The sequence below is a fragment of the Mucilaginibacter gossypii genome (assembly GCF_900100945.1).
Taxonomy (GTDB): Bacteria; Bacteroidota; Bacteroidia; order Sphingobacteriales; family Sphingobacteriaceae; genus Mucilaginibacter; species Mucilaginibacter gossypii.
In genome coordinates this window covers 112938-132962 of record NZ_FNCG01000004.1, presented here as the reverse complement: position 1 = coordinate 132962, position 20025 = coordinate 112938, and the positions used below count along the sequence as shown (strand labels likewise).

Here is a 20025-nt window from a genome sequence, read left to right as displayed (position 1 = left end):
GGTCGATAGTCCATGGATTGAAAAAACTGCATATCTTGGTTTTTCAATAAGCCAACCATAGCTTATTGGCTATAACTATTGACAAAAACAATAACCAGGTCTATGAACTTTCGACCATAGACTAAAAACAAAAAACCATGGTCTATGGACTATCGACCATGGACTAAAAATAAAACTATGTCTGATTCAAGGAGAGATTTTCTTAAAAAAGCAGCCCTGCTAACCGGGGCGGCCGGCCTCGCAAGCGTTTTACCCCAATCTATTCAAAAAGCAATGGCCATTAACCCCGCACCGGGCAGTACTTACCTGGATGCTGAGCACATTGTGATCCTGATGCAGGAAAACCGCTCGTTTGATCATACCTACGGAATGCTGAAAGGGGTACGTGGTTATAATGACCCACGGGCTATTGATTTGCCGAATAAAAACAAGGTTTGGCTGCAATCGAACAAAAAAGGCGAAACTTATGCCCCTTTCCACCTTGATATCAAGAATACCAAAGCAACCTGGATGAGCTCGCTGCCGCATTCCTGGAGCAACCAGGTTAATGCCCGTAACGATGGCAAGTTTGACCAATGGCTTAACGTTAAACGTAATGGTATTAAGGAATATTCCAACATGCCATTAACTATGGGTTTCCACAATCGCGAGGATATCCCATTTTACTATGCCCTGGCCGATGCCTTTACCGTTTGCGATCAGAACTTTTGCTCATCCCTGACAGGTACAAATCCAAACAGGCTGTATTTCTGGAGCGGTACTATCCGTGCCGAGCAGCATGAAAATTCACTTGCACACGTTTGGAATGACGATATGGATTATGGCACCCTCAACTGGGCTACCTTCCCTGAGCGTTTGGAGGATCATATTATATCATGGAAACATTACCAAAACGAAATTGCTATTGATACTGGTTTAGAGGGCGAAGAAGATCCATGGTTATCAAATTTCCAGGATAATCCACTTGAGTTTTTTGGCCAGTACAACATCAAACTTTACGATAAACACATAGCCCATCTGCAAAAAAAATCAACTGTTTTACCTGATGAAATAGCAGCCGTTGAAAAACAGATTGCTGCATCGCCTGCAGGCGATGCCCACATTGATCACCTGCAAAAACAGCTTAAACAAAAACAGCGCGACCTGGAGAATACGAAAAAGGACATGGCAAGCCTCGATCCTAACAAGTTTGCAAGCCTGCCGCAGCGCGAAAAAAACCTTCACCAGAAAGGTTTTGTAACCAATACCAATGATCCGCACTATCGTACTCTAAGTCCGCTGAAATATAATGATGATGGCACCGAACGCGAAGTTTTAGTACCTAAAGGAGATGTATTACACCAGTTCCGTGCCGATGTAAAAGGAGGTCAATTACCTACCGTAAGCTGGCTATCGGCGCCCGAGCATTTTTCTGACCATCCAAGCTCGGCCTGGTACGGTGCATGGTACGTATCTGAAGTGCTGGACATCCTTACCCAGAATCCCGAAGTTTGGAAAAAGACTGTTTTCATTTTAGCTTATGATGAAAATGATGGCTACTTTGACCACGTCCCTCCTTTCACCGCGCCTAATCCGCATAAACCGGGCACCGGCAAGGTATCAGCAGGTATCGACCCAAGCGTTGAATTCGTTACTTTAGAACAGGAAAAAGCGCGCAATAACTTCCCGGAAGTATTTGATCGTGAAAGCCCGATCGGTTTAGGCTTCCGTGTGCCGTTGGTAATTGCTTCACCATGGAGCCGCGGCGGCTGGGTAAATTCAGAAGTGTTTGACCATACTTCAACCCTGCAATTTTTAGAGAACTTTTTAAGCCACAAAACCGGCAAAAAAGTAACCGAACCTAATATCAGCCAATGGCGCCGTACAGTTTGCGGTGATCTTTCAAGCGTTTTCCGTCCATATAATGGCGAGAAGATCGAGAATCCGGAATTTGTTGCAAGGGAAGCATTTTTGGAGAGTATTCATAAAGCTCAATTCAAAAAACTCCCTTCGGACTATAAGCTGCTGACTGCCGATGAAATTGCGCAGATCAATAAAGATCCGCACTTATCACCGTACATGCCGCAACAGGAAAAAGGGATCAAACCATCATCCGCATTGCCTTACCAGCTTTATGCAGATGGCAAACTGAGTGCAGATAAAAAATCATTCGAAATTAAATTTACTGCGAGTAACAAAGTCTTTGGTGCAAAAGCGTTGGGCTCGCCATTTAACGTATATGCTCCCGGCAAATATGCTACGATGAATGATCCGCAGAAAATGGAAGACCTGCGTGCCTGGGCCTATACCGTTAAAGCCGGTGATACCCTCTCGGATGTTTGGCCTTTACATGAGTTTGAAAACAGCGAATACCATTTGCGCACCTATGGCCCTAACGGCTTCTTCCGCGAGTACCTGGGTAACGCCGCCGATCCGTTAATTGACGTTATTTGTGAATATGAACAGCTTGCAGGGAAATTAACAGGTAACATCGCCCTGAAAATAACAAATCATACAAGTAAGGCCCAAACTATTACGGTAACAGATCATGGATATAAAACCGGCGATCACAAAGTTGCTGTAAAAGCAGGTGCCAGCACAACAATCGCTTTAAATTTAAGTAAAACCCATAGCTGGTATGATTTCAGCACAAAGGTTGACGGGTTTGGCAGCTTTACAAAACGCTTTGCAGGCCGTGTGGAAACAGGAAAACCGGGCTTCAGCGATCCATTAATGGGTAAAGCATTAGCATAATATTTAAACTTACTAAAATGCAAAAAATGTAGAGGCGCATAATTGCGTCTCCCGGAGGACAAGTCGATTTAAAAGTGCTCCAATCGCCGTAAATTGCAAGCGGGAGACGCAATTATGCGCCTCTACATTCGAAAAAAATTTAAACAATCTTTCAGAAACGGTTCAGATAAAACTTCTTTTAATCGCCAGTAGCTCCGGTTTTATGAATTGCCGATGACATTGATTTTGTAACCCACTATTGCACTTTTTAAAACAACATTATACATTTGTGTAATCAGTTACATAATTAGTTACTTATCAATATGGAGTTTTTTAATAAAGTGGGAAAAATGGCTATAGGCAGCAGGTTAAGGATGCTTACCGAAACCATGGTGGAAGATGCTGTGCGGATCTACAAATTATATGATATCGATTTTCAGCCTAAATGGTTCCCGGTTTTTTATGTATTGCAGGATGGCGGCGAATTTACAATTACCTCAATAGCCAGGGAGATTGGTCACTCCCACCCTTCTGTAAGTAAGATTATTGCCGAAATGGTGAAGAACGGTTTTGTTATTGAGAAAAAGGATAAGGCTGATGGCAGGCGCAATATGGTAAGCCTGTCGGCTAAAGGGATTGAGGTTGGAAAAAAAATCCAAGACCAGTATGCAGATGTGACTAACGCCGTTGAAGAACTTTTAGCCCAGGCGAATCATGACCTATGGAAGGCTATTGAAGAATGGGAATACCTGCTGGAACAAAAATCATTGTTGCGCCGGGTACAGGCACATCAAAAAATAAGGGAGAGCAATAAAGTACACATCGTGCCTTATGAACCTAAATATGCCCGGGCTTTTAAAGCATTGAATGAAGAATGGATCTCCAAATACTTCGTAATGGAAGATGCCGATTATAAGGCCCTTGATAACGCCGACAGTTACATTATCAACAACGGCCATATCCTGGTCGCGCTTTATAATAACGAACCCGTTGGTGTATGTGCCCTACTGAAAATGGACGATCCTGATTATGACTATGAGCTTGCTAAAATGGCCGTTTCGCCAAAGGCGCAGGGAAAAAATATAGGCTTTTTGCTCGGACAGGCTATTATCGAAAAGGCCAAAGCCCTTGGCAGCCATAAACTTTACCTGGAGAGTAACACCATTTTAAAACCGGCCATCAGCCTGTATCATAAATTGGGCTTTGTTAAGGTAGCAGGCAGGCCTTCACCATACGAACGTGCTAATATCCAAATGGAGCTTGAGTTGAAATAAATAGCCAGTTAACGGGTTTATTGCTTCCATCAATAGATCTATTAACTATTGCATAACAATTGTGAATAAATTCAACAAACAGTTTATAGTATTTTTTGTTTCTTGCAATTGAAACTTAAACACTATATCTATATGAAACATAAAAAACTCCTGCTCCCTACACTAATATACCTATTGTCTTTGAAAAACTTCAAAAAACATCTTATCATTTGCCTGGGTATCTGCCTATTTTGCAGCACTGCTGTACAAGCCCAGTTTGGCGGTTTTGGGAAAGCCATATTGGATAAAGGAGCCGATATGGTATCGGGCGGCAGCCTTAATAAATTGCTGAAACAACCGCAGGCCATTACCACCAGTTTTAATGACGTTAACAAGGCAGGCTCCAAGCCACCATCGTTTATGGAAGGGCAGGTAGCCGAGCCTTTATACCTTTTGCCAAAAGCACCCGGGGGCGGTTTTAAGCTTTGCGCCGGTTTTTATGAAATGACCAGCAAAAGCTATTGTCTGCATGCTGGTACTCGTGGCCCCAGTACAGGCGATGGGTATATGCTTGCCCCGGTGCTTGGGCCAAAGCGCGATGTGGTGATACTGATATTAAAACATGCTGAAACTCATCCCGAGGTTGACCAGCATAGCATCCAGATATTATTATGGTCGATTATTGCACGCACCAGGTTTGTTGATATGGGGTCCGATATTAAGCTTACTGCGACCAGGCTGCTATCAGCTAATGAACTGTTAATGCTGGAAGGCGGTGCGTTGGGTGTATTGCCCGCCAGTGTAATGGATAAAGCTAAAAGCCAATTGCCGCCTGCAGTTCAAAGTGTTTTTGAGGCTGAAAACAATATCCGCCGATTAGCTGCCTCTGGTAATTCATCTTACGAAGAGATGGAAAAGTATGCCATGTTAGCCGGTTTGGCTCCGGCGCCTGATCCGGCGGTACCATCAGGCATATGGTCATTACACCCTGATGGATATTACATCCGGTTTTATCCGCATAGCTATTCAAAAACCACTGTACAGATCTACGTGCCGAAAGAACTCCTCAGCACAAAACCCGGTTTGGTTTACGACGGGCCTAATGGCATTGCCTGTCCGGCCAATGTAGGTTCGCAGCGCCTGGCTCAAACCAATGAACCGCTAAATCCTGATTATAATCAAAAATTAAAAACGATCTGTAATCAATAGATAGGGGAAAGGTTAAAGGGAAAAGGCGAAAGGTTTTGTTACTTTTCGCCTTTTTTTTTGCTGATGACCAATGCTTTATTCTTAAACAACCGGCGGATGAAAAGACTTCCCTGATGGTTACCCGCAATAACGTGGTGTAGAGACAACAGAACAGTCAAATACAACATTTACACTTAACTCTAATCCTTATGCTGAAACTCGGGTTTCAACAAGCTATTCATGGCTTTACGCAGTTTCAATACTTTAGGTACTGAAACATGGCTGATATATGGGTTATCCATATGCTGCCTGTAATATCCCTGGTGATAATTTTCGGCCGGATATAATACTTTAAACGGAACAACCTGTGTAACGATAGGGCTGCTGTAATGATGTGTAGCGTTAACTTTAGCTATTACACTTTCTAAAGTTTTCTTTTCTTCCGGTGTACGGTAAAAAGCTACTGAGCGGTAGTCGTCGCCTACATCAGGGCCCTGCCTGTTTACAGTGGTAGGATCGTGCGCATAAAAGAAAGCTTCGGCTAAAGCAGCGTAACTTATTTCAGCAGGGTTGTAGTAAACCTGTACCGATTCGGCATGGCCGGTATTTTTACCGCAAACATCTTCGTATGATGGATTTTTAGTTGTGCCGCCGGCATATCCGGCTACTACTTTATTAACACCCTTCAATTCATACAAACCTTCCGAAAGGCTCCAGAAACAACCACCCGCAAAAGTAGCAACCTTTTCGCCCGCCTTTGGGGCAGGCAGGCTTGCAAAACCGCTTCCGCCGGTTTGCGCATCGGCACAGCCAAACAATATCAGCAGGCCAAGCAGGCATACATTCAATTTTTTTGTTAACATGATCTTTTTAATTTAATGGTTTATTATTTAGCCGGAACAAACTTGAAAGCGTATGAATCCATACAATAACGTTTACCGGTAGGTGCCGGACCATCATTAAAAACGTGGCCAAGATGTAAACCTGTGCTGGCTTCAACAACCTCTTCACGTACCATTCCGTACGATGTATCTTTAACAATTTTAATCGCTTTTGGATCGATAGGTTTAAAAAAACTTGGCCAGCCTGTGCCCGATTCAAATTTAGAATCCGAACTAAATAATGGCTTACCGGTAGCTGCACTTACATATGTCCCTTTTTCGTGGTTATTCCAATAAGGGTTATGATAGGGTTGTTCCGTGCCCTTATTTACCAGTATCTCGTAAGCTTCGGGCGTCAATACCTGTTTCCAGTAGCTCGCCAGCTTAGCTTGCGGATATGTTTTGGTATCAACGGTTTTATCGGCATGCGGAGTACTTTGACTGCAGGCATTAAAGGCCAATAATATCAATGGTATAATAAACAGATTTATCTTTTTCATACCCCTTTGTCGTAGATATACGAAGAACCTTACAGTCGATAGCCGATTATTCTGTCATTTATTTGTCTGCATTTAGTTTGAACCGGAATATTAGATATTAACGACTCTTCCAGACATCCCATTTCATTAAGCCCTGGTTTCAGAAAAAATAAAAAAATCTTGTAAGGATTCCTTCTCCTACCCGACGAATGCACAAATCAAAACATTAATACAATATGGGCTATAAACTTTTACACAAACCATTACCACCACGTTGATTTATGCAAAGCCAAAACAGCACCGAACCCCGTGCCTGGGTAACGCGCCATGCCGACTATCTTTACAAGTATGCCCTTACCCGCATTAACGACGAAGAATTAGCCCGCGATCTTGTACAGGAAACTTTTTTGGCCGCTCTCGAGCGCTTGCAAAAATTTGAGGGCAAAAGCACCGAACGTACATGGCTTACCGCCATACTAAAAAACAAGATTATTGATATTTACCGCAAAAAAGCATCCGCTTTTGTTAAGGAACCTGCGGTAACATTTGCCGAATATGAAACAGACGATTTTTTTGAACTTGATGCCCATAACTGGAAAACCGATCACAGGCCAGCGGAGTTTGGCATTGAACAACCCGATCACCTCGAAAGCAAAGAATTTGAGTTTATACTGCAAAGATGCATGAGAAAATTGCCCTCATTATGGCTCTCGGCGTTTACTATGAAACACCTTGATGATGAAACCACCGACACCATTTGCGGCGATTTGAGAATATCATCATCCAACTTTTGGGTAATTATTCACCGCGCCAAGCTAAGCCTAAGAGAGTGCCTTCAAAAAAACTGGCTTTAAACTAATGGATTATGGACGAATTAACTAAAATAGCCTACAACTGCAAAAAGGCTACTTACCTGATTGAAAAGCAGGAAATAGGAAAGATCTCCCTGCGAGAAAAACTGGAATTAAAGATCCACCTGGCGGGATGCCACGTTTGCAGGGTATTTCAGCAACAAAGTACCGCTATTAACCGCATGATCAAAAATATGTTTCATCAGCCTGTTGCCGAAAACATCAAGCTTGATGACAAATTTAAAAATGAATTACAACACCTGATTGATAAACAACTGGAAAAGTAAGCGCTATAGATAAAATTATACTTAATAATCCGCTTTATAACAATGCCATAAAAGCAGGTATCAACAATAAGGGCTCGCTTTTCACCTGCTATGCCTCGGGCAATATCAATCGCTTTTTGATCACCCTCCTCAGGTGCCCGCTGTGAGTATCCCCCCACCGGCCAAGCTCATTGATGATGGGCATTATTGATTTCCCTAAATCCGTTAAGTAATATTCTACTTTAGGCGGTTGTTGGTTGTATACCGTTTTGGCTACGAGTTCATCATCCTCCAGTTGATTTAGCTGGATATTCAAAACCCTGCGGGATGCTTCCGGGATATTTTTTTGCAGTTGCCCGGGCCTGCTGATCCCTTGCGATATATAATACAACAAATGGATTTTCCACTTGCCAAATACAACCTCACGGATAAGGTCAAGCCCGCACTCTTCCTGTATAGGTAATTTTCTTTCGTACATAATAATTCCGGTTTCGGTATTATTCAAGCTGCAAATTTCGGTAACCACAGGGATAAATTTATCCGTATTGAATCATTTTTCCGTACTTGATCCGCCACGTTCACTTCACCAATTTTGCATTATCATACAACACAAATCCACATAAAATGATTGCAAAAGCAAATTTCAATATCGACCCAAATGAATTTAACGGCAACAAGATCCTGGTTACAGCCGGAACAAAAGGCGCAGGCAAAGCTATTTTTGAGCGCCTGTTTAAAGGTGGGGCCAGCATTGTAACCACAGCCCGTACCCAGCCAACAGATATTGACCCTAAACAGTTTATCCAGGCCGATCTCAGCACCAAAGCAGGTACTGATAAAGTAATTAAAGAAACCCTTGAACGCTTGGGAGGCATAGACATCCTGATCAACAACCTTGGAGGTTCTGAATCGCCGGCAGGCGGAGTTATGGTGCTAAGCGATGAAGACTGGGAAGCAGCCTTGCAAACCAATTTATTGGCAGCCGTTAGGTTAGACAGAGGATTACTGCCAACCATGCTTAATCAAAAACAAGGGGTGATAGTCCACATTTCGTCCATACAGCGTAAAATGCCACTTTTCGAGGCAACACTACCATACGCAGCAGCAAAAGCAGCCCTGAGTAATTATAGCAAAGGCATTTCAAAGGAGCTTGCACCCAGAGGCGTACGGGTTAATTCGGTAGCGCCGGGTTTTATCAATACCGGCGGGGCACAGGGCATGATTGACAACCTGGCCTCGCAAAACGGCGGAGACAAAGAAGCAGCACTAAAAATCATTATGGATTCGTTAGGGGGCATCCCCATGGGCCGCCCGGCAGAACCCCAAGAAGTTGCCGAACTGGTAGCCTTCCTGGTATCAGACCGTGCTGCTTATTTAAACGGAAGCGAATTTACTATAGATGGAGGCACTATCCCTATTGTATAATCCATTAACTTATTTACAATATCGGATAAAAATTATCCGATATTTTTTTACAATTGAAACCCCTATCCCTTGCATACTAAAACCTAAGCTCAAACGTATTTATGCTAATCACACCGGGGTTAAAATTTTTAATCCAAAGTAGCGTAATGCCTGCTGGTTACGTAAAGTTAAAATATCAGTTTACTACCAATATTTTATTTTATGAAAACAGTTCAGCAAAAATTAACAAGGCGGGCAGGCATTATCGGGATGGTGTGTTTGCTGGCAGCAACACTCAGCTCGTGTTTAAAAGATCACAACAATTACGTTCAGCCGCCGGTGGCACTTGTTTCAGTCATCAATGCCTCGCCCGATTCTGATCCGGTTGATTTTTATCTTGAGCCCAACAGGGCGAACAATTTTCCAATTCGTTACGGTCACGGTATAGATTACATTAATGCTTATCCCGGTAAAAGAACAGCAACCTTTTATGTTTCGGGCACCAAGCAAAAAGTTGCAGACGATACCATCACCCTCGTAGCTAAAAAACTTTACTCGGTATACCTTGCCAACACCGCAGGCAAACGCGATGTAATTTTTGTTGCCGATTCTATCGTTCAGCCGGCCGCCGGGATGGCCAGTATCCGTTTGGCAAACCTCAGCGCCGATGCCGGTACGGTTGACCTGGTTACTTCAAAAGATTCGGTTCTGGCATCAAACAAAGCTTACAAACAAGTATCTGATTTTGTGACTATTAAAGGCGGTGTTACTTACACGCTTAACATTCGCCAAAAAGGCACTCCTACCGTATTAGCCAGCCTTACTAACGTTAACCTTCGGGCGGGTTCTGTATATACCGTGTGGCTGCAGGGTATTAAAGCAGCAACCGACGATAAAAAACTAAGTGCAGATATTCAAACCAACGTTTACTACTATTAAATAACCTATACCTGTGTTGTAAGGCCCGGCCATTGTGCCGGGCTTTATTTTTTGCATATCAACCCACCGGTTAACAATTTCATAATATAAACTTCGCCATATTTAAACCTTACCATTCTACATTTAACCCGGTTAATGTTTTTTTGATAAACCTCAAATTTCCGGAAAAGATGGATGAGCATGTAGTGATTATTGTGCCGGCCCGCATGGCATCAAGTCGTTTATATGGCAAAGTAATGCTGCCTATATTGGGTAAAAGTTTGTTAGCGCGCATGGTGGAGCGGGTAGGTATGATCCAGCACCAGGCCAATATTGTTATTGCCACTTCCGAAGGCGCTGAAGATGATGTTATTGCACAGGAGGCCGAAAATCTTAACGTTCAATGTTATCGCGGCAGCCTTGGCAACCTGCTTGACAGGCATTACCAGGCAGCAAAACTATTCAATACCGATGTGGTTGTCAAAATTCCGGCCGACTGCCCGCTAATCGATCCGCGGATCATTGATAACGTGCTTGAATATTTTTTCAGCAACAGGCAAAAGTTTGATTATGTAAGCAACCTGTACCCGGCCACCTATCCCGATGGCAACGACGTAGAAGTGATGACCATGGCCTGTCTCAAACAAGCCTGGGAAAACGCCGGTCGCCCTCATGATTTGGAGCATACCTCGCCCTACATCTATGAAAATCCGCTTATTTTTAACATCGGCAACGTAACCTGGGAAACTGGCCTGGATTATTCCATGTCGCACCGTTTTGCACTCGACCACCCCGAAGATTTTTATTTTATCGAGCGCGTATTTAAAGAGTTATACCCGGTTTGCAACCGTTTTTCATGCCAGGATATCCTTAACCTGCTGAAACTAAAACCCGAAATCTACGAAATAAACGCCCGCTATAACAGTACCAACTGGTATAACAAACACCTGAGCGAAGTAAAGCCCGAGTTTGCGATGGCTTGAGGGTAGAGATTAGAGGTTGGTGATTGGAGATTAGTCCGGGCTACCCGCTGCTACTCCAAATCAAGTGTATAAAGGTACCTCATCAGCGAAATCAACGTAATCATTTTAAAAATCAACGGTTATCTTTGCCGTATGCTGATATCGCCATCCACTCTACGCACATTTACCGAAAATATATTCAAAGTTATTGGCTGCAGCCATGAACATGCGGTTTTAGCAGCCGACGTGCTGCTTAAATCCGATCTCCGTGGTATCGACTCGCATGGCGTAGCCCGGTTGAGCGGTTATGTACGCCTTTGGGAGAAGAAACGCATTAATCCCACGCCCAACATCCGGATAGTGCATGAAACGCCAACAACTGCCACTGTAGATGGCGATGCAGGCCTTGGTTTAGTGGTAGCTCCGTTTGCCATGGAGGTAGCCATTAAAAAAGCTGAGCTATACGGCTCGGGTTGGGTATCAGTACGCAACTCCAACCATTTTGGTATTGCCGGTTATCACACGTTGATGGCTGTGGAGAAAGATATGATCGGTTTTGCCATGACCAATGCCAGTCCGCTGGTTGCGCCTACGTTTTCCAGTGAACGGCTTTTGGGTACCAACCCTATGTGTTACGCTTTTCCGGCTGGTAAATATCCGCCGGTGATAGTTGATATTGCCACTTCAGCCGCTGCTAACGGAAAACTGGAAATAGCCCAGCGCTTAGGCAGGCAGGTTCCCGAAGGCTGGATCCAGGATAAAGAAGGCAATTATACTACCGATCCTCATGCATTAAAAACCGGCGGCTCTCTCCTCCCCCTCGGCAGCGACCGCGACCATGGCAGTCATAAAGGTTTTGGTTTGAGTGCTACCGTTGATATTTTATCAGCAGTATTATCAGGCGCCAATTACGGACCCTGGGTACCGCCCTTTGTGGCTTTTCTTGATCCGCCGAATGATCCCGTTGGCGCGGGTATAGGGCATTTCTTAGGCGCAATGCGCGTGGATGGGTTCCGGCCGGTAAATGAGTTTAAAAATCATTTAGATAATTGGATAGAGCGTTTTAAATCATCGGCTACAGTTGATCCTGATCAAAAAGTAATTATTCCAGGGGAGCCAGAACTGGAAGCAGAAGCTGACAGGATAGCCAACGGCATACCATTAGTTGATGCCGTTGTTGAAGATTTGAATAAATTGGCGGAAAGGTTTAAAATTAGCCCGCTACCGCAGGTTTAGCGCAGCGTAACCCGTGGCAGGCATAATGTAAGCTTCCATCTTACGGAAATTCAGCTCAAACCTGAAACTATGGTAAACCACGGACTGAAAGCCCGCGGCCGTGATTTTATTAAAGTGAAAAGCCTGTTTTGCTAAGCAAAACAGGCTTTTCACTTTAGTTCCCCTTCAGGGGTTTAGGGGGCTAATGGATCAGATTAAACAGTCTGCTCCAGCGGATCTTGTGGATGAACGATGCATTGTCGTCAACACTCATCCAAATGAACAGTGCTTTACCCACAATATGATCTTCAGGAACAAAGCCCCAAAAACGTGAATCTTCTGAGTTATGACGGTTATCGCCCATCATAAAATAGTAGTTGAGTTTAAAGGTGTAACTATCGGCTTTTTTGCCATTGATCAGGATGTCTTTACCGCTCACTTCAACCTTGTTACCTTCATATACGGCAATTGCACGACCGTAGATCGGGAAGGTTAAACTATCCAGTTTTACTGTCCAGCCCTTTTTAGGTACAATGACAGGCCCGAAATTGTCTACATTCCATTTATAATCGGGAATGTTAGCTCCTATTTTATAGTTGGAGAAAATGGCAGGGTAAACCGGGTTCATCGGATCAGACGCGCCTGGCGAAGTTAACCGTGGTGTAACTGACTTGATGTTTGAATATCCCCTCAGTGCCTTTGCCGATTCCTCGGTGGTATTGGTAATAAACTCAGTATTATTTACCGATGAAATATCCGACAAATGCAAATCTGTAGCTATCTGCGGGTTAAGCTCGTTCCCATCTGTTTTAACATCATAAGTAATCTCGCCTTTTGGTGGTGTAACAGCAGCTTTCCCATTTATAAACACCTGGGCCTTAACTACACTCAGCGTATCGCCCGGGGTACCCTGGCAGCGTTTGATATAGTTTTCGCGTTTATCAACCGGCCTGAAATAAGGCGAATCGGCATCCATAGGATAATTGAACACTACCACATCACCTTTTTTAATATCACTTAAACCCGGCAGACGATAGTACGGCAGTTCGATACCATCCCAATAGGCCTTGGTATTAATAAGCGGCATGGTATGGTGTGCGAAAGGAAATGCAACTGGCGTCATGGGTAAACGTGCTCCATAGTTCACTTTGCTTACAAACAGGTAATCGCCAATAAGCAACGAGCTTTCCATCGATGCACTTGGAATTACATAAGCTTCAATAAATAATGTACGGATCAGCGTTGCAGCGATTACCGCAAAAATGATGGCATCAGCCCACTCACGTGCCTGGGTTTTCTTTAGGGCAATCTTATACTTAGTCCTGAACTCGGGGCTCGCCGACTGGCCTAAATATTTGGTATCCTTATCACCGCCCCATTTAGGGAAATATATAAACGGAAGGATTACACCCTGCACATGTTCAACAAAAGTGAACTTTCCGTACGATTTTAAAAAATCAACAATCAAGCCCAGCGCTATCAAAAAGTTTAAGCCTGGTATTAGCAGCATAATAAACCACCACGCCGGCCTACCGGTTAACTTAATGATGATGAAAAAGTTGTAGAGTGGCACAATGCCTTCCCAGCCTGGCCGCCCTGCCTTTTCAAACAGTTTCCATAAACCTGCAAATGGCAGTACTATAAAAAGAACAAATACTATTATTAATCCTATTCCGTTCACTTTGGTGTTTTTATATTTTCAATTAATGTATGCCTCTGAACAACCGGTTCCACCTTATTTTATTAAAGAAGCTGGCTGTACTGTCAATACTCATCCAGGTAAATAAAGCTTTCCCTACTACGTGATCTTCCGGAACAAACCCCCAAAAGCGCGAATCTTCCGAATTGTGACGATTATCCCCCATCATAAAATAGTAGTTAAGCTTAAAGGTATAAGTATCGGCTTTTTTTCCGTTAATCATGACATCCTTACCCACAACATTTACTTTATTATTTTCATAAATCTCAATAGCGCGGCCATAAACCGGGAAAGTCAGGCTATCCAATTTAACTGTCCAGCCTTTTTTAGGGATAATGATGGGGCCATAATTATCTACATTCCATTTAAAGTCAGGAAAATTAGGTGTGATCTTATAACGCGGGTACTTGGCAGGGTAAACCGGGTTCAGCGGGTCACTGGTACCCTTAAGCGTTAAAGCCGGCACAATTGATTTTACATTTGAATAAGTTTTCAAAGTAGCTGCCGATTCCTTAGACATCATCATTTCATAACGGTTGCCGGTATTGCCCCTAATATCTATCTTAAGCTCGTTCAAAATAGCCGGGTTAAATTCCTGCCCATTGGTTTCAACAAAATAACCTTCCTTTCCCCTTTCCGGATTTGGAGCGGCCTTGCCGTTAATATAAACCTGCGCGTTAACTACGCTTAAGGTATCCCCGGGAGTACCCTGGCAGCGTTTGATAATGTTTTCGCGCTTATCCACCGGCCTGAAATAAGGAGAATCGGCCTCTATCGGCGCGTTAAAAACCACGATATCCTGCTTTTTTATATCACTTAAACCCGGCAAGCGATAATAAGGCAATTTTACTCCGCCCCAGTAAGCTTGAGTCCCCCAGGGAGTAGTATGGTGCATAAACGGAAACGAAACAGGCGTTATAGGCATCCTTGCGCCATAGTTAACCTTGCTTACAAACAGGTAGTCGCCAATTAAAAGTGAGTTTTCCATTGAGCCGCTGGGGATAACGTAGGCTTCGATAAACAGCGTACGAATAAGGGTGGCGGCTATTACTGCAAATATGATAGCGTCGCCCCATTCACGAAGCGCACTTTTTTTCTTTTTTACTTTAGTTGAATCTTTCTTTTTCCAGAATTTCCAGTTCATATGATGTATCGAATGTGCAAATTTCAGATGTGCAAATGTGCAGATTTTTTAATGTTTATATTTTATGTATAAGATATATGTTACACGTTATATGTTACGCTCCCCCATATTAATTATAGATTCTATTATTAGGGCACAAATTGATAATTATTTAATCTCTCATCTGCACATCCGGAATTTGCACATCTGCATATCTCTCTAATTAATTCTTCTAAATACCCTGTCCCATCTTATTTTACAAAATGAAGGCGAATTGGCATCCCAGCTCATCCAAACCAATATGGCTTTACCTACAATATGGTCTTCGGGCACAAAGCCCCAAAAACGCGAATCTTCAGAGTTATGGCGGTTATCGCCCATCATCCAATAGTAATCCATTTTAAAGGTATAACTATCGGCCTTGCTCCCATTAATAAAAACTGCGTTCCCTTTAACCTGCACTTTATTATTTTCATACACCTCAATGGCCCGGCGATAAAAAGGCATGGTCATGCTATCCAGCTTTACAGTCCAGCCTCTTTGCGGAATAATAATTGGCCCCAGGTTATCCTCGTTCCACCTAAAGCGCGGATCATGCGGAAAAACCTCATGATCATACACCCCTCTTAACTTAACATCGGGCTTCACCGCCTTGATATAGGGATATGTTTTTAGCTTTTCGGCCGATTGTGCAGTCATATTCGCTGTAAAATAAACCCAGGTAAACTGTTGAATATCAGACAAATGAAGGTTATATCGCGTATGGGGACCAAAACCTCTTCCCGAACCATTTGTACGTACCCGGTATTCCATTTCCGCGTTGGGTGGGGCGGCTATCAAACGGTTATTTACGTATACCTGGCCGTACTCCAGCCTTATGGTATCGCCGGGTGTGCCCTGGCACCGTTTGATATAATTTTCCTGCTTATCTACAGGGCGGTAAAACGGCGAATCAGCATCCATTGGATAGTTAAATACTACTGCATCACCCTTTTTCACTTCGCTGAAACCCGGCAGCCGATAGTAGGGCAGCTTAATACCATCCCAATAGGCTTTAGTACCGGTGAGCGGCATAGTGTGGTGTGCAAATGGAAATGCTATGGGGGTCATAGGCAGGCGTGCACCGTAATTGATCTTGCTCACAAATAAAAAATCGCCTACCATTAGTGAGCTCTCCATAGATGACGAAGGGATGGTGAAAGCCTCGAGGAAAAGCCCGCGAATAACCGTTGCCGCTATTATAGCGAAAAGAATAGCTTCCGTCCATTCCCTTAGTGGGGATTTATCAAGGTCACGGTATTTTTCCCTGAAATCGTCACTTGCCGACGGGCCAACATAACGGGTGTTTTTATCAAAACCCCATTTGGGGATAAAAATAAATGGCAACAACACCGACATGGTGATTTGCCCTATGCCCACCTTGCCAAACGATTTAATAAAATCAATGAGGATGCCGATGCTTATAATAAAGTTTACGCCCGGTATTAAAAGCAACAAAAGGAGCCACAACGGCCGTTGGCTCAACTTAAGCATAATGTAAAGATGGTAAACCGGGATCAGTGCTTCCCACCCCCGGCGACCGGCTTTTTCAAAAAGTTTCCAGTATCCAGCCAGTATTAAAATCAATAGCGGGCCCGTAATGATATAAAACCCTATATAGCCCGCTATTGCCATTTATATTAAAAAGCTATTAGCTGTTAAAATCAAACATGGCTTCAACAGAGTAAAAACCCTTTTTATCGTGCAGCCACTCGGCAGCCAGTACAGCGCCTAAAGCAAACCCATTACGGTTATGGGCAGTATGCTTAAATTCGATGCTATCCACTTCCGAATCATAAATAACGGTATGAGTACCCGGCACACTGTCTATCCTTAATGATTCTATAAGTAATTGGTTAGGAGCAACATTCGCATCGTCATCACTGTCGTCGGTAGTTAATACATTAATCCACTCATTTTTGGTATCGGTGTTGTTAATGATGCCTTCGGCGATGGTTATGGCAGTACCGCTTGGCGAGTCCATTTTTTGGGTATGGTGGATCTCTTCAACCTGTACTTCGTAATAAGGGTACTTGTTCATGACTTTAGCCAACAGCTTATTCACGTAAAAAAACACGTTAACGCCAACGCTGAAGTTTGAAGCCCACAATAATGATTTATTCCCCTCAATACATTGCTGTTTTACTTCCGGTAATTTCTCGTACCAGCCTGTAGTACCAATAACAACAGGTACATTAGCATTAAAGCAATGCTCGATATTTGATAATACGGATGCCGGGGTAGTAAATTCAATTACCACATCTGCTTTTTGCAGATTTTCGGTTGTAAGGTCATGAAGGGTTTCATGATCAATGGTAAGTACAATTTCATGCTTGCGGCTAAGGGCTATCTTTTCGATGATTTTGCCCATTTTTCCGTAGCCAAGTAACGCTATCTTCATTTCAGGTATTGTGGTTTTCCTTATTAAAACGTAAAGGTAACTTTTATACCCGGAATATAAGCATTATTAGCGCCCTGCGCATAAACCGGCTGATTAATTATACCCGGAGCTACTTTGAACGACAAATTATTATCTACCGTATATGAGTGGATGAACTTGGCATCGATATAAGCATCAATAGCCTGGATACCCCATACAGCTAAAAAGCCCAGTATGCTCAAATCGCGGTTACGCCTTGAATTTTCACGGGCATCGCTCAGGTTGGCATCTGGCACGTCTTTATAAAGGTTATATTCTGTATAATAAGGATCGCCGGGATTAGGAGGAGTACCCTGGCGATATCTTGATAATGTTAAATATTCTTTGTAATAATGCTGGTTATATATAATGGCCGAGGTTAGCAAACCTAAACCTCCGTAAATTAACGGCACTTTCCACCATCTGCGGTTGTACACCTGGCCCCAACCAGGTATCATCAATGAATGCATTACTGCTTTATGCGGGATATGGGTACTATCGGGATGATAGATCTTTTCTTTGGCAGGATCAATTTTGGGAGCAAATGAGCCTGACGGGGTTTTAACAGGATGCTTTACTTTCAGCGTATCACTTTTTTTACTCCCCGTACTATCAACTACCTGCGCCTGTGCGGCAGAAATAAAAAAAGCGGATACAGCTAAAAAAAACAGGAATTTATACATTTTTTAAATTAACAATTACCAATCAAGCATTTCAAGGATGCGGCCAAGATCATCTTCCGAAAGGAAAGGGATCTCGATAACACCGCTTCCGCGGCTGCCAACTTTTAGTTTTACCCTTGTACTAAATTTTGAAGCCAGGTCATCCTGGATCTTCTGCAACTGATATGATACCGGCTCGGGCTGTTTGCCTTCCTTTTTTACCGGCGACTTTTGCATCTCTCTTACCAGTTCTTCAACCTTACGAACGGATAAACCTTCCTTTATAATATGCTGATGTATAAATAATTGTTTGGCAGGATCGGTTAGCGTTAAAATAGCTTTTGCATGCCCCATTGAAAGCTCGCCATCACGAATGGAGGCCTGGATAACCGGCGGCAACCTTAACAAACGAAGGTAGTTGGTCACCGTCGAGCGGTTTTTGCTTACTCTATCGCCCAGTTCTTCCTGCTTCAGGTTACATTCCTCAATCATGCGCTGAAAACTAAGGGCAACCTCTATAGCATTCAGGTTTTCGCGCTGAATGTTTTCGATAAGTGCCATCTCCAGCATTTGCTGATCATTGGCGGTGCGCACATAAGCCGGAATTTGGGTTAGGCCGGCCAGCTTTGATGCCCGAAAACGACGCTCGCCAGATATCAGCTGATATTTATGCGCCCCAATTTTCCTGAGCGTTATCGGCTGAATTAAACCCTGCAGTTTGATCGACTCTGAAAGCTCGGCCAGTGCCTGCTCATCAAAATCGGTACGGGGCTGAAACGGGTTAACCTCAATTTCGGCCAGTTTTATTTCATTAACCGAGCCAAGGTCATTTACCTCGGCAGGGCTTGCTGTTTCTCTACTTCTGTTTTGGTATGGTTGTACGTTAGGCGTGTCGTTCAATAGCGCACTCAGTCCCTTTCCCAGGGCATTTCTCTTTTCACCACTCATTTACTATACTGTTGCTGTAGCTGTTGCCTGTTCACCCTTAACCAACCCGTTTTTCTCCAGAATTTCGCGGGCAAGGTTTAAATAATTTATTGCACCCTTACAGGTAGCATCATGCATAATTACCGATACGCCAAAGCTCGGGGCCTCGCTTAACCGGGTATTACGCTGTATAATGGTATCAAAAACCATGTCTTCAAAATGGGTCCTAACTTCATCAACCACCTGATTGCTCAAACGCAAACGCACATCGTACATGGTTAACAAAATCCCCTCAATTTCAAGTTGGGGGTTAAGGCGCGACTGAACAATTTTGATGGTATTTAACAATTTGCCCAAACCCTCTAATGCGAAATACTCGCACTGTACCGGTACAATTACCGAATCGGCAGCGGTTAAAGCGTTAATGGTGATCAAACCTAATGACGGCGAACAATCGATAATAATAAAATCATATTCATCCCTCACTTTTTCAAATACCTGTTTCATTTTAAACTCGCGGCCCGTTAAATTGATCATTTCAATTTCGGCACCTACCAGATCAATATGTGCGGGTAATAAATCAAGATTAGGAGTTTCAGTTTTCTGAATGGCCTCATGAGGATCAACCTCATTGATGATACATTCATAGATACTGTTTTTTATATTGCGGGGATCGAAACCAATACCCGAAGTTGAATTAGCCTGCGGGTCGGCGTCAACCAACAAGGTTTTATAATCTAATACAGCTAAACTTGCAGCCAGATTTATAGATGATGTAGTTTTCCCTACGCCGCCTTTCTGGTTGGCTAAAGCAATAATTTTACTCATTCTATAGTTTAAAAAAATTTATAGTTCTGTGATTTATAACAACGTTAAATAGAAACAGAAATTTCTACTTTCGTAAAGTTTTTATCCGGTGATAAAGATACGGAATTAAATAATGCAGAATTCCACAGCTTTTGCCTATTTACAAACAAAATTGATCAATTAGTCAATTATCAGCGCGGCAACTAATAAATATTATTAC

19 protein-coding genes are annotated in these 20025 nt (G+C 43.2%); 9 read left to right on the top strand and 10 right to left on the bottom strand.

Features of this window, described 5'->3' with window-relative positions:
* The first annotated feature begins 177 nt into the window (after positions 1-177).
* From BLS28_RS09455 to BLS28_RS09445, 3 genes are all read left to right on the top strand, one after another.
* Complete coding sequence (locus BLS28_RS09455; RefSeq protein WP_091165284.1) at positions 178-2733, top strand: phosphocholine-specific phospholipase C; 2556 nt, start codon at positions 178-180, stop codon at positions 2731-2733.
* 302 nt (positions 2734-3035) lie between these two features.
* Complete coding sequence (locus BLS28_RS09450) at positions 3036-3986, top strand: bifunctional helix-turn-helix transcriptional regulator/GNAT family N-acetyltransferase (protein ID WP_091165281.1); 951 nt, start codon at positions 3036-3038, stop codon at positions 3984-3986.
* Between the two features lie 180 nt (positions 3987-4166).
* On the top strand, positions 4167-5174 hold the full coding sequence (locus tag BLS28_RS09445; RefSeq protein ID WP_143020723.1) for a hypothetical protein: 1008 nt from the start codon (positions 4167-4169) through the stop codon (positions 5172-5174).
* A 179-nt stretch (positions 5175-5353) separates the two neighbouring features.
* On the opposite strand, the gene msrA is transcribed toward BLS28_RS09445, so the two are convergent.
* Both msrA and msrB read right to left on the bottom strand, forming a co-directional pair.
* Positions 5354-6016 (bottom strand): peptide-methionine (S)-S-oxide reductase MsrA, encoded by a 663-nt coding sequence (gene msrA / locus BLS28_RS09440; protein ID WP_091165274.1) that lies wholly within the window; start codon positions 6014-6016, stop codon positions 5354-5356.
* Between the two features lie 23 nt (positions 6017-6039).
* The gene (gene msrB / locus BLS28_RS09435; protein ID WP_091165270.1) at positions 6040-6534 is read right to left on the bottom strand and encodes a peptide-methionine (R)-S-oxide reductase MsrB; all 495 of its coding nucleotides are present in this window, start codon (positions 6532-6534) and stop codon (positions 6040-6042) included.
* Between the two features lie 260 nt (positions 6535-6794).
* Here msrB and BLS28_RS09430 point away from each other — a divergent pair, with 260 nt between their 5' ends.
* Together BLS28_RS09430 and BLS28_RS09425 are read left to right on the top strand one after the other, a co-directional pair.
* Positions 6795-7367 carry a sigma-70 family RNA polymerase sigma factor gene (locus BLS28_RS09430; protein ID WP_091165267.1) on the top strand — a complete coding sequence of 191 codons (573 nt, stop codon included), beginning with the start codon at positions 6795-6797 and terminating at the stop codon, positions 7365-7367.
* 11 nt (positions 7368-7378) lie between these two features.
* Positions 7379-7651 carry a hypothetical protein gene (locus BLS28_RS09425; RefSeq protein ID WP_091165263.1) on the top strand — a complete coding sequence of 91 codons (273 nt, stop codon included), beginning with the start codon at positions 7379-7381 and terminating at the stop codon, positions 7649-7651.
* Between the two features lie 88 nt (positions 7652-7739).
* Here the strand turns inward: BLS28_RS09425 and BLS28_RS09420 are convergent, their stop codons facing one another.
* Positions 7740-8108 (bottom strand): winged helix-turn-helix transcriptional regulator, encoded by a 369-nt coding sequence (locus BLS28_RS09420; protein ID WP_091166922.1) that lies wholly within the window; start codon positions 8106-8108, stop codon positions 7740-7742.
* 146 nt (positions 8109-8254) lie between these two features.
* On the opposite strand from BLS28_RS09420, the gene BLS28_RS09415 reads away from it, so the two are divergent.
* The 4 genes from BLS28_RS09415 to BLS28_RS09400 all read left to right on the top strand — a co-directional run bounded on the left by BLS28_RS09415 (position 8255) and on the right by BLS28_RS09400 (position 12150).
* Positions 8255-9055, top strand: coding sequence for an SDR family oxidoreductase (locus tag BLS28_RS09415; RefSeq protein ID WP_091165260.1), 801 nt, complete (start codon positions 8255-8257; stop codon positions 9053-9055).
* Positions 9056-9256: 201 nt separating this feature from the next.
* Positions 9257-9973 carry a DUF4397 domain-containing protein gene (locus BLS28_RS09410; RefSeq protein ID WP_091165258.1) on the top strand — a complete coding sequence of 239 codons (717 nt, stop codon included), beginning with the start codon at positions 9257-9259 and terminating at the stop codon, positions 9971-9973.
* 143 nt (positions 9974-10116) lie between these two features.
* Positions 10117-10935, top strand: a complete 819-nt coding sequence (locus tag BLS28_RS09405) for a cytidylyltransferase domain-containing protein (protein ID WP_256337383.1) — start codon at positions 10117-10119, stop codon at positions 10933-10935.
* A gap of 132 nt (positions 10936-11067) precedes the next feature.
* On the top strand, positions 11068-12150 hold the full coding sequence (locus BLS28_RS09400; RefSeq protein ID WP_091165253.1) for an Ldh family oxidoreductase: 1083 nt from the start codon (positions 11068-11070) through the stop codon (positions 12148-12150).
* A 181-nt stretch (positions 12151-12331) separates the two neighbouring features.
* Here the strand turns inward: BLS28_RS09400 and lepB (BLS28_RS09395) are convergent, their stop codons facing one another.
* The 7 genes from lepB (BLS28_RS09395) to BLS28_RS09365 form a co-directional block, all read right to left on the bottom strand.
* Complete coding sequence (gene lepB / locus BLS28_RS09395; RefSeq protein ID WP_176844421.1) at positions 12332-13810, bottom strand: signal peptidase I; 1479 nt, start codon at positions 13808-13810, stop codon at positions 12332-12334.
* Positions 13811-13832: 22 nt separating this feature from the next.
* Complete coding sequence (gene lepB, locus BLS28_RS09390) at positions 13833-14972, bottom strand: signal peptidase I (RefSeq protein WP_091165250.1); 1140 nt, start codon at positions 14970-14972, stop codon at positions 13833-13835.
* 198 nt (positions 14973-15170) lie between these two features.
* The gene (lepB, locus tag BLS28_RS09385) at positions 15171-16625 is read right to left on the bottom strand and encodes a signal peptidase I (protein ID WP_091165248.1); all 1455 of its coding nucleotides are present in this window, start codon (positions 16623-16625) and stop codon (positions 15171-15173) included.
* A gap of 16 nt (positions 16626-16641) precedes the next feature.
* Positions 16642-17391, bottom strand: coding sequence for a 4-hydroxy-tetrahydrodipicolinate reductase (dapB, locus tag BLS28_RS09380; RefSeq protein ID WP_091165245.1), 750 nt, complete (start codon positions 17389-17391; stop codon positions 16642-16644).
* 23 nt (positions 17392-17414) lie between these two features.
* Positions 17415-18092, bottom strand: coding sequence for a DUF5683 domain-containing protein (locus BLS28_RS09375; RefSeq protein ID WP_091165243.1), 678 nt, complete (start codon positions 18090-18092; stop codon positions 17415-17417).
* 15 nt (positions 18093-18107) lie between these two features.
* Positions 18108-19019: a ParB/RepB/Spo0J family partition protein gene (locus tag BLS28_RS09370; RefSeq protein WP_091165240.1), complete on the bottom strand. Its 912-nt coding sequence runs from the start codon at positions 19017-19019 to the stop codon at positions 18108-18110.
* A 3-nt stretch (positions 19020-19022) separates the two neighbouring features.
* The gene (locus BLS28_RS09365; protein WP_090529444.1) at positions 19023-19826 is read right to left on the bottom strand and encodes a ParA family protein; all 804 of its coding nucleotides are present in this window, start codon (positions 19824-19826) and stop codon (positions 19023-19025) included.
* Positions 19827-20025 lie beyond the last annotated feature (199 nt).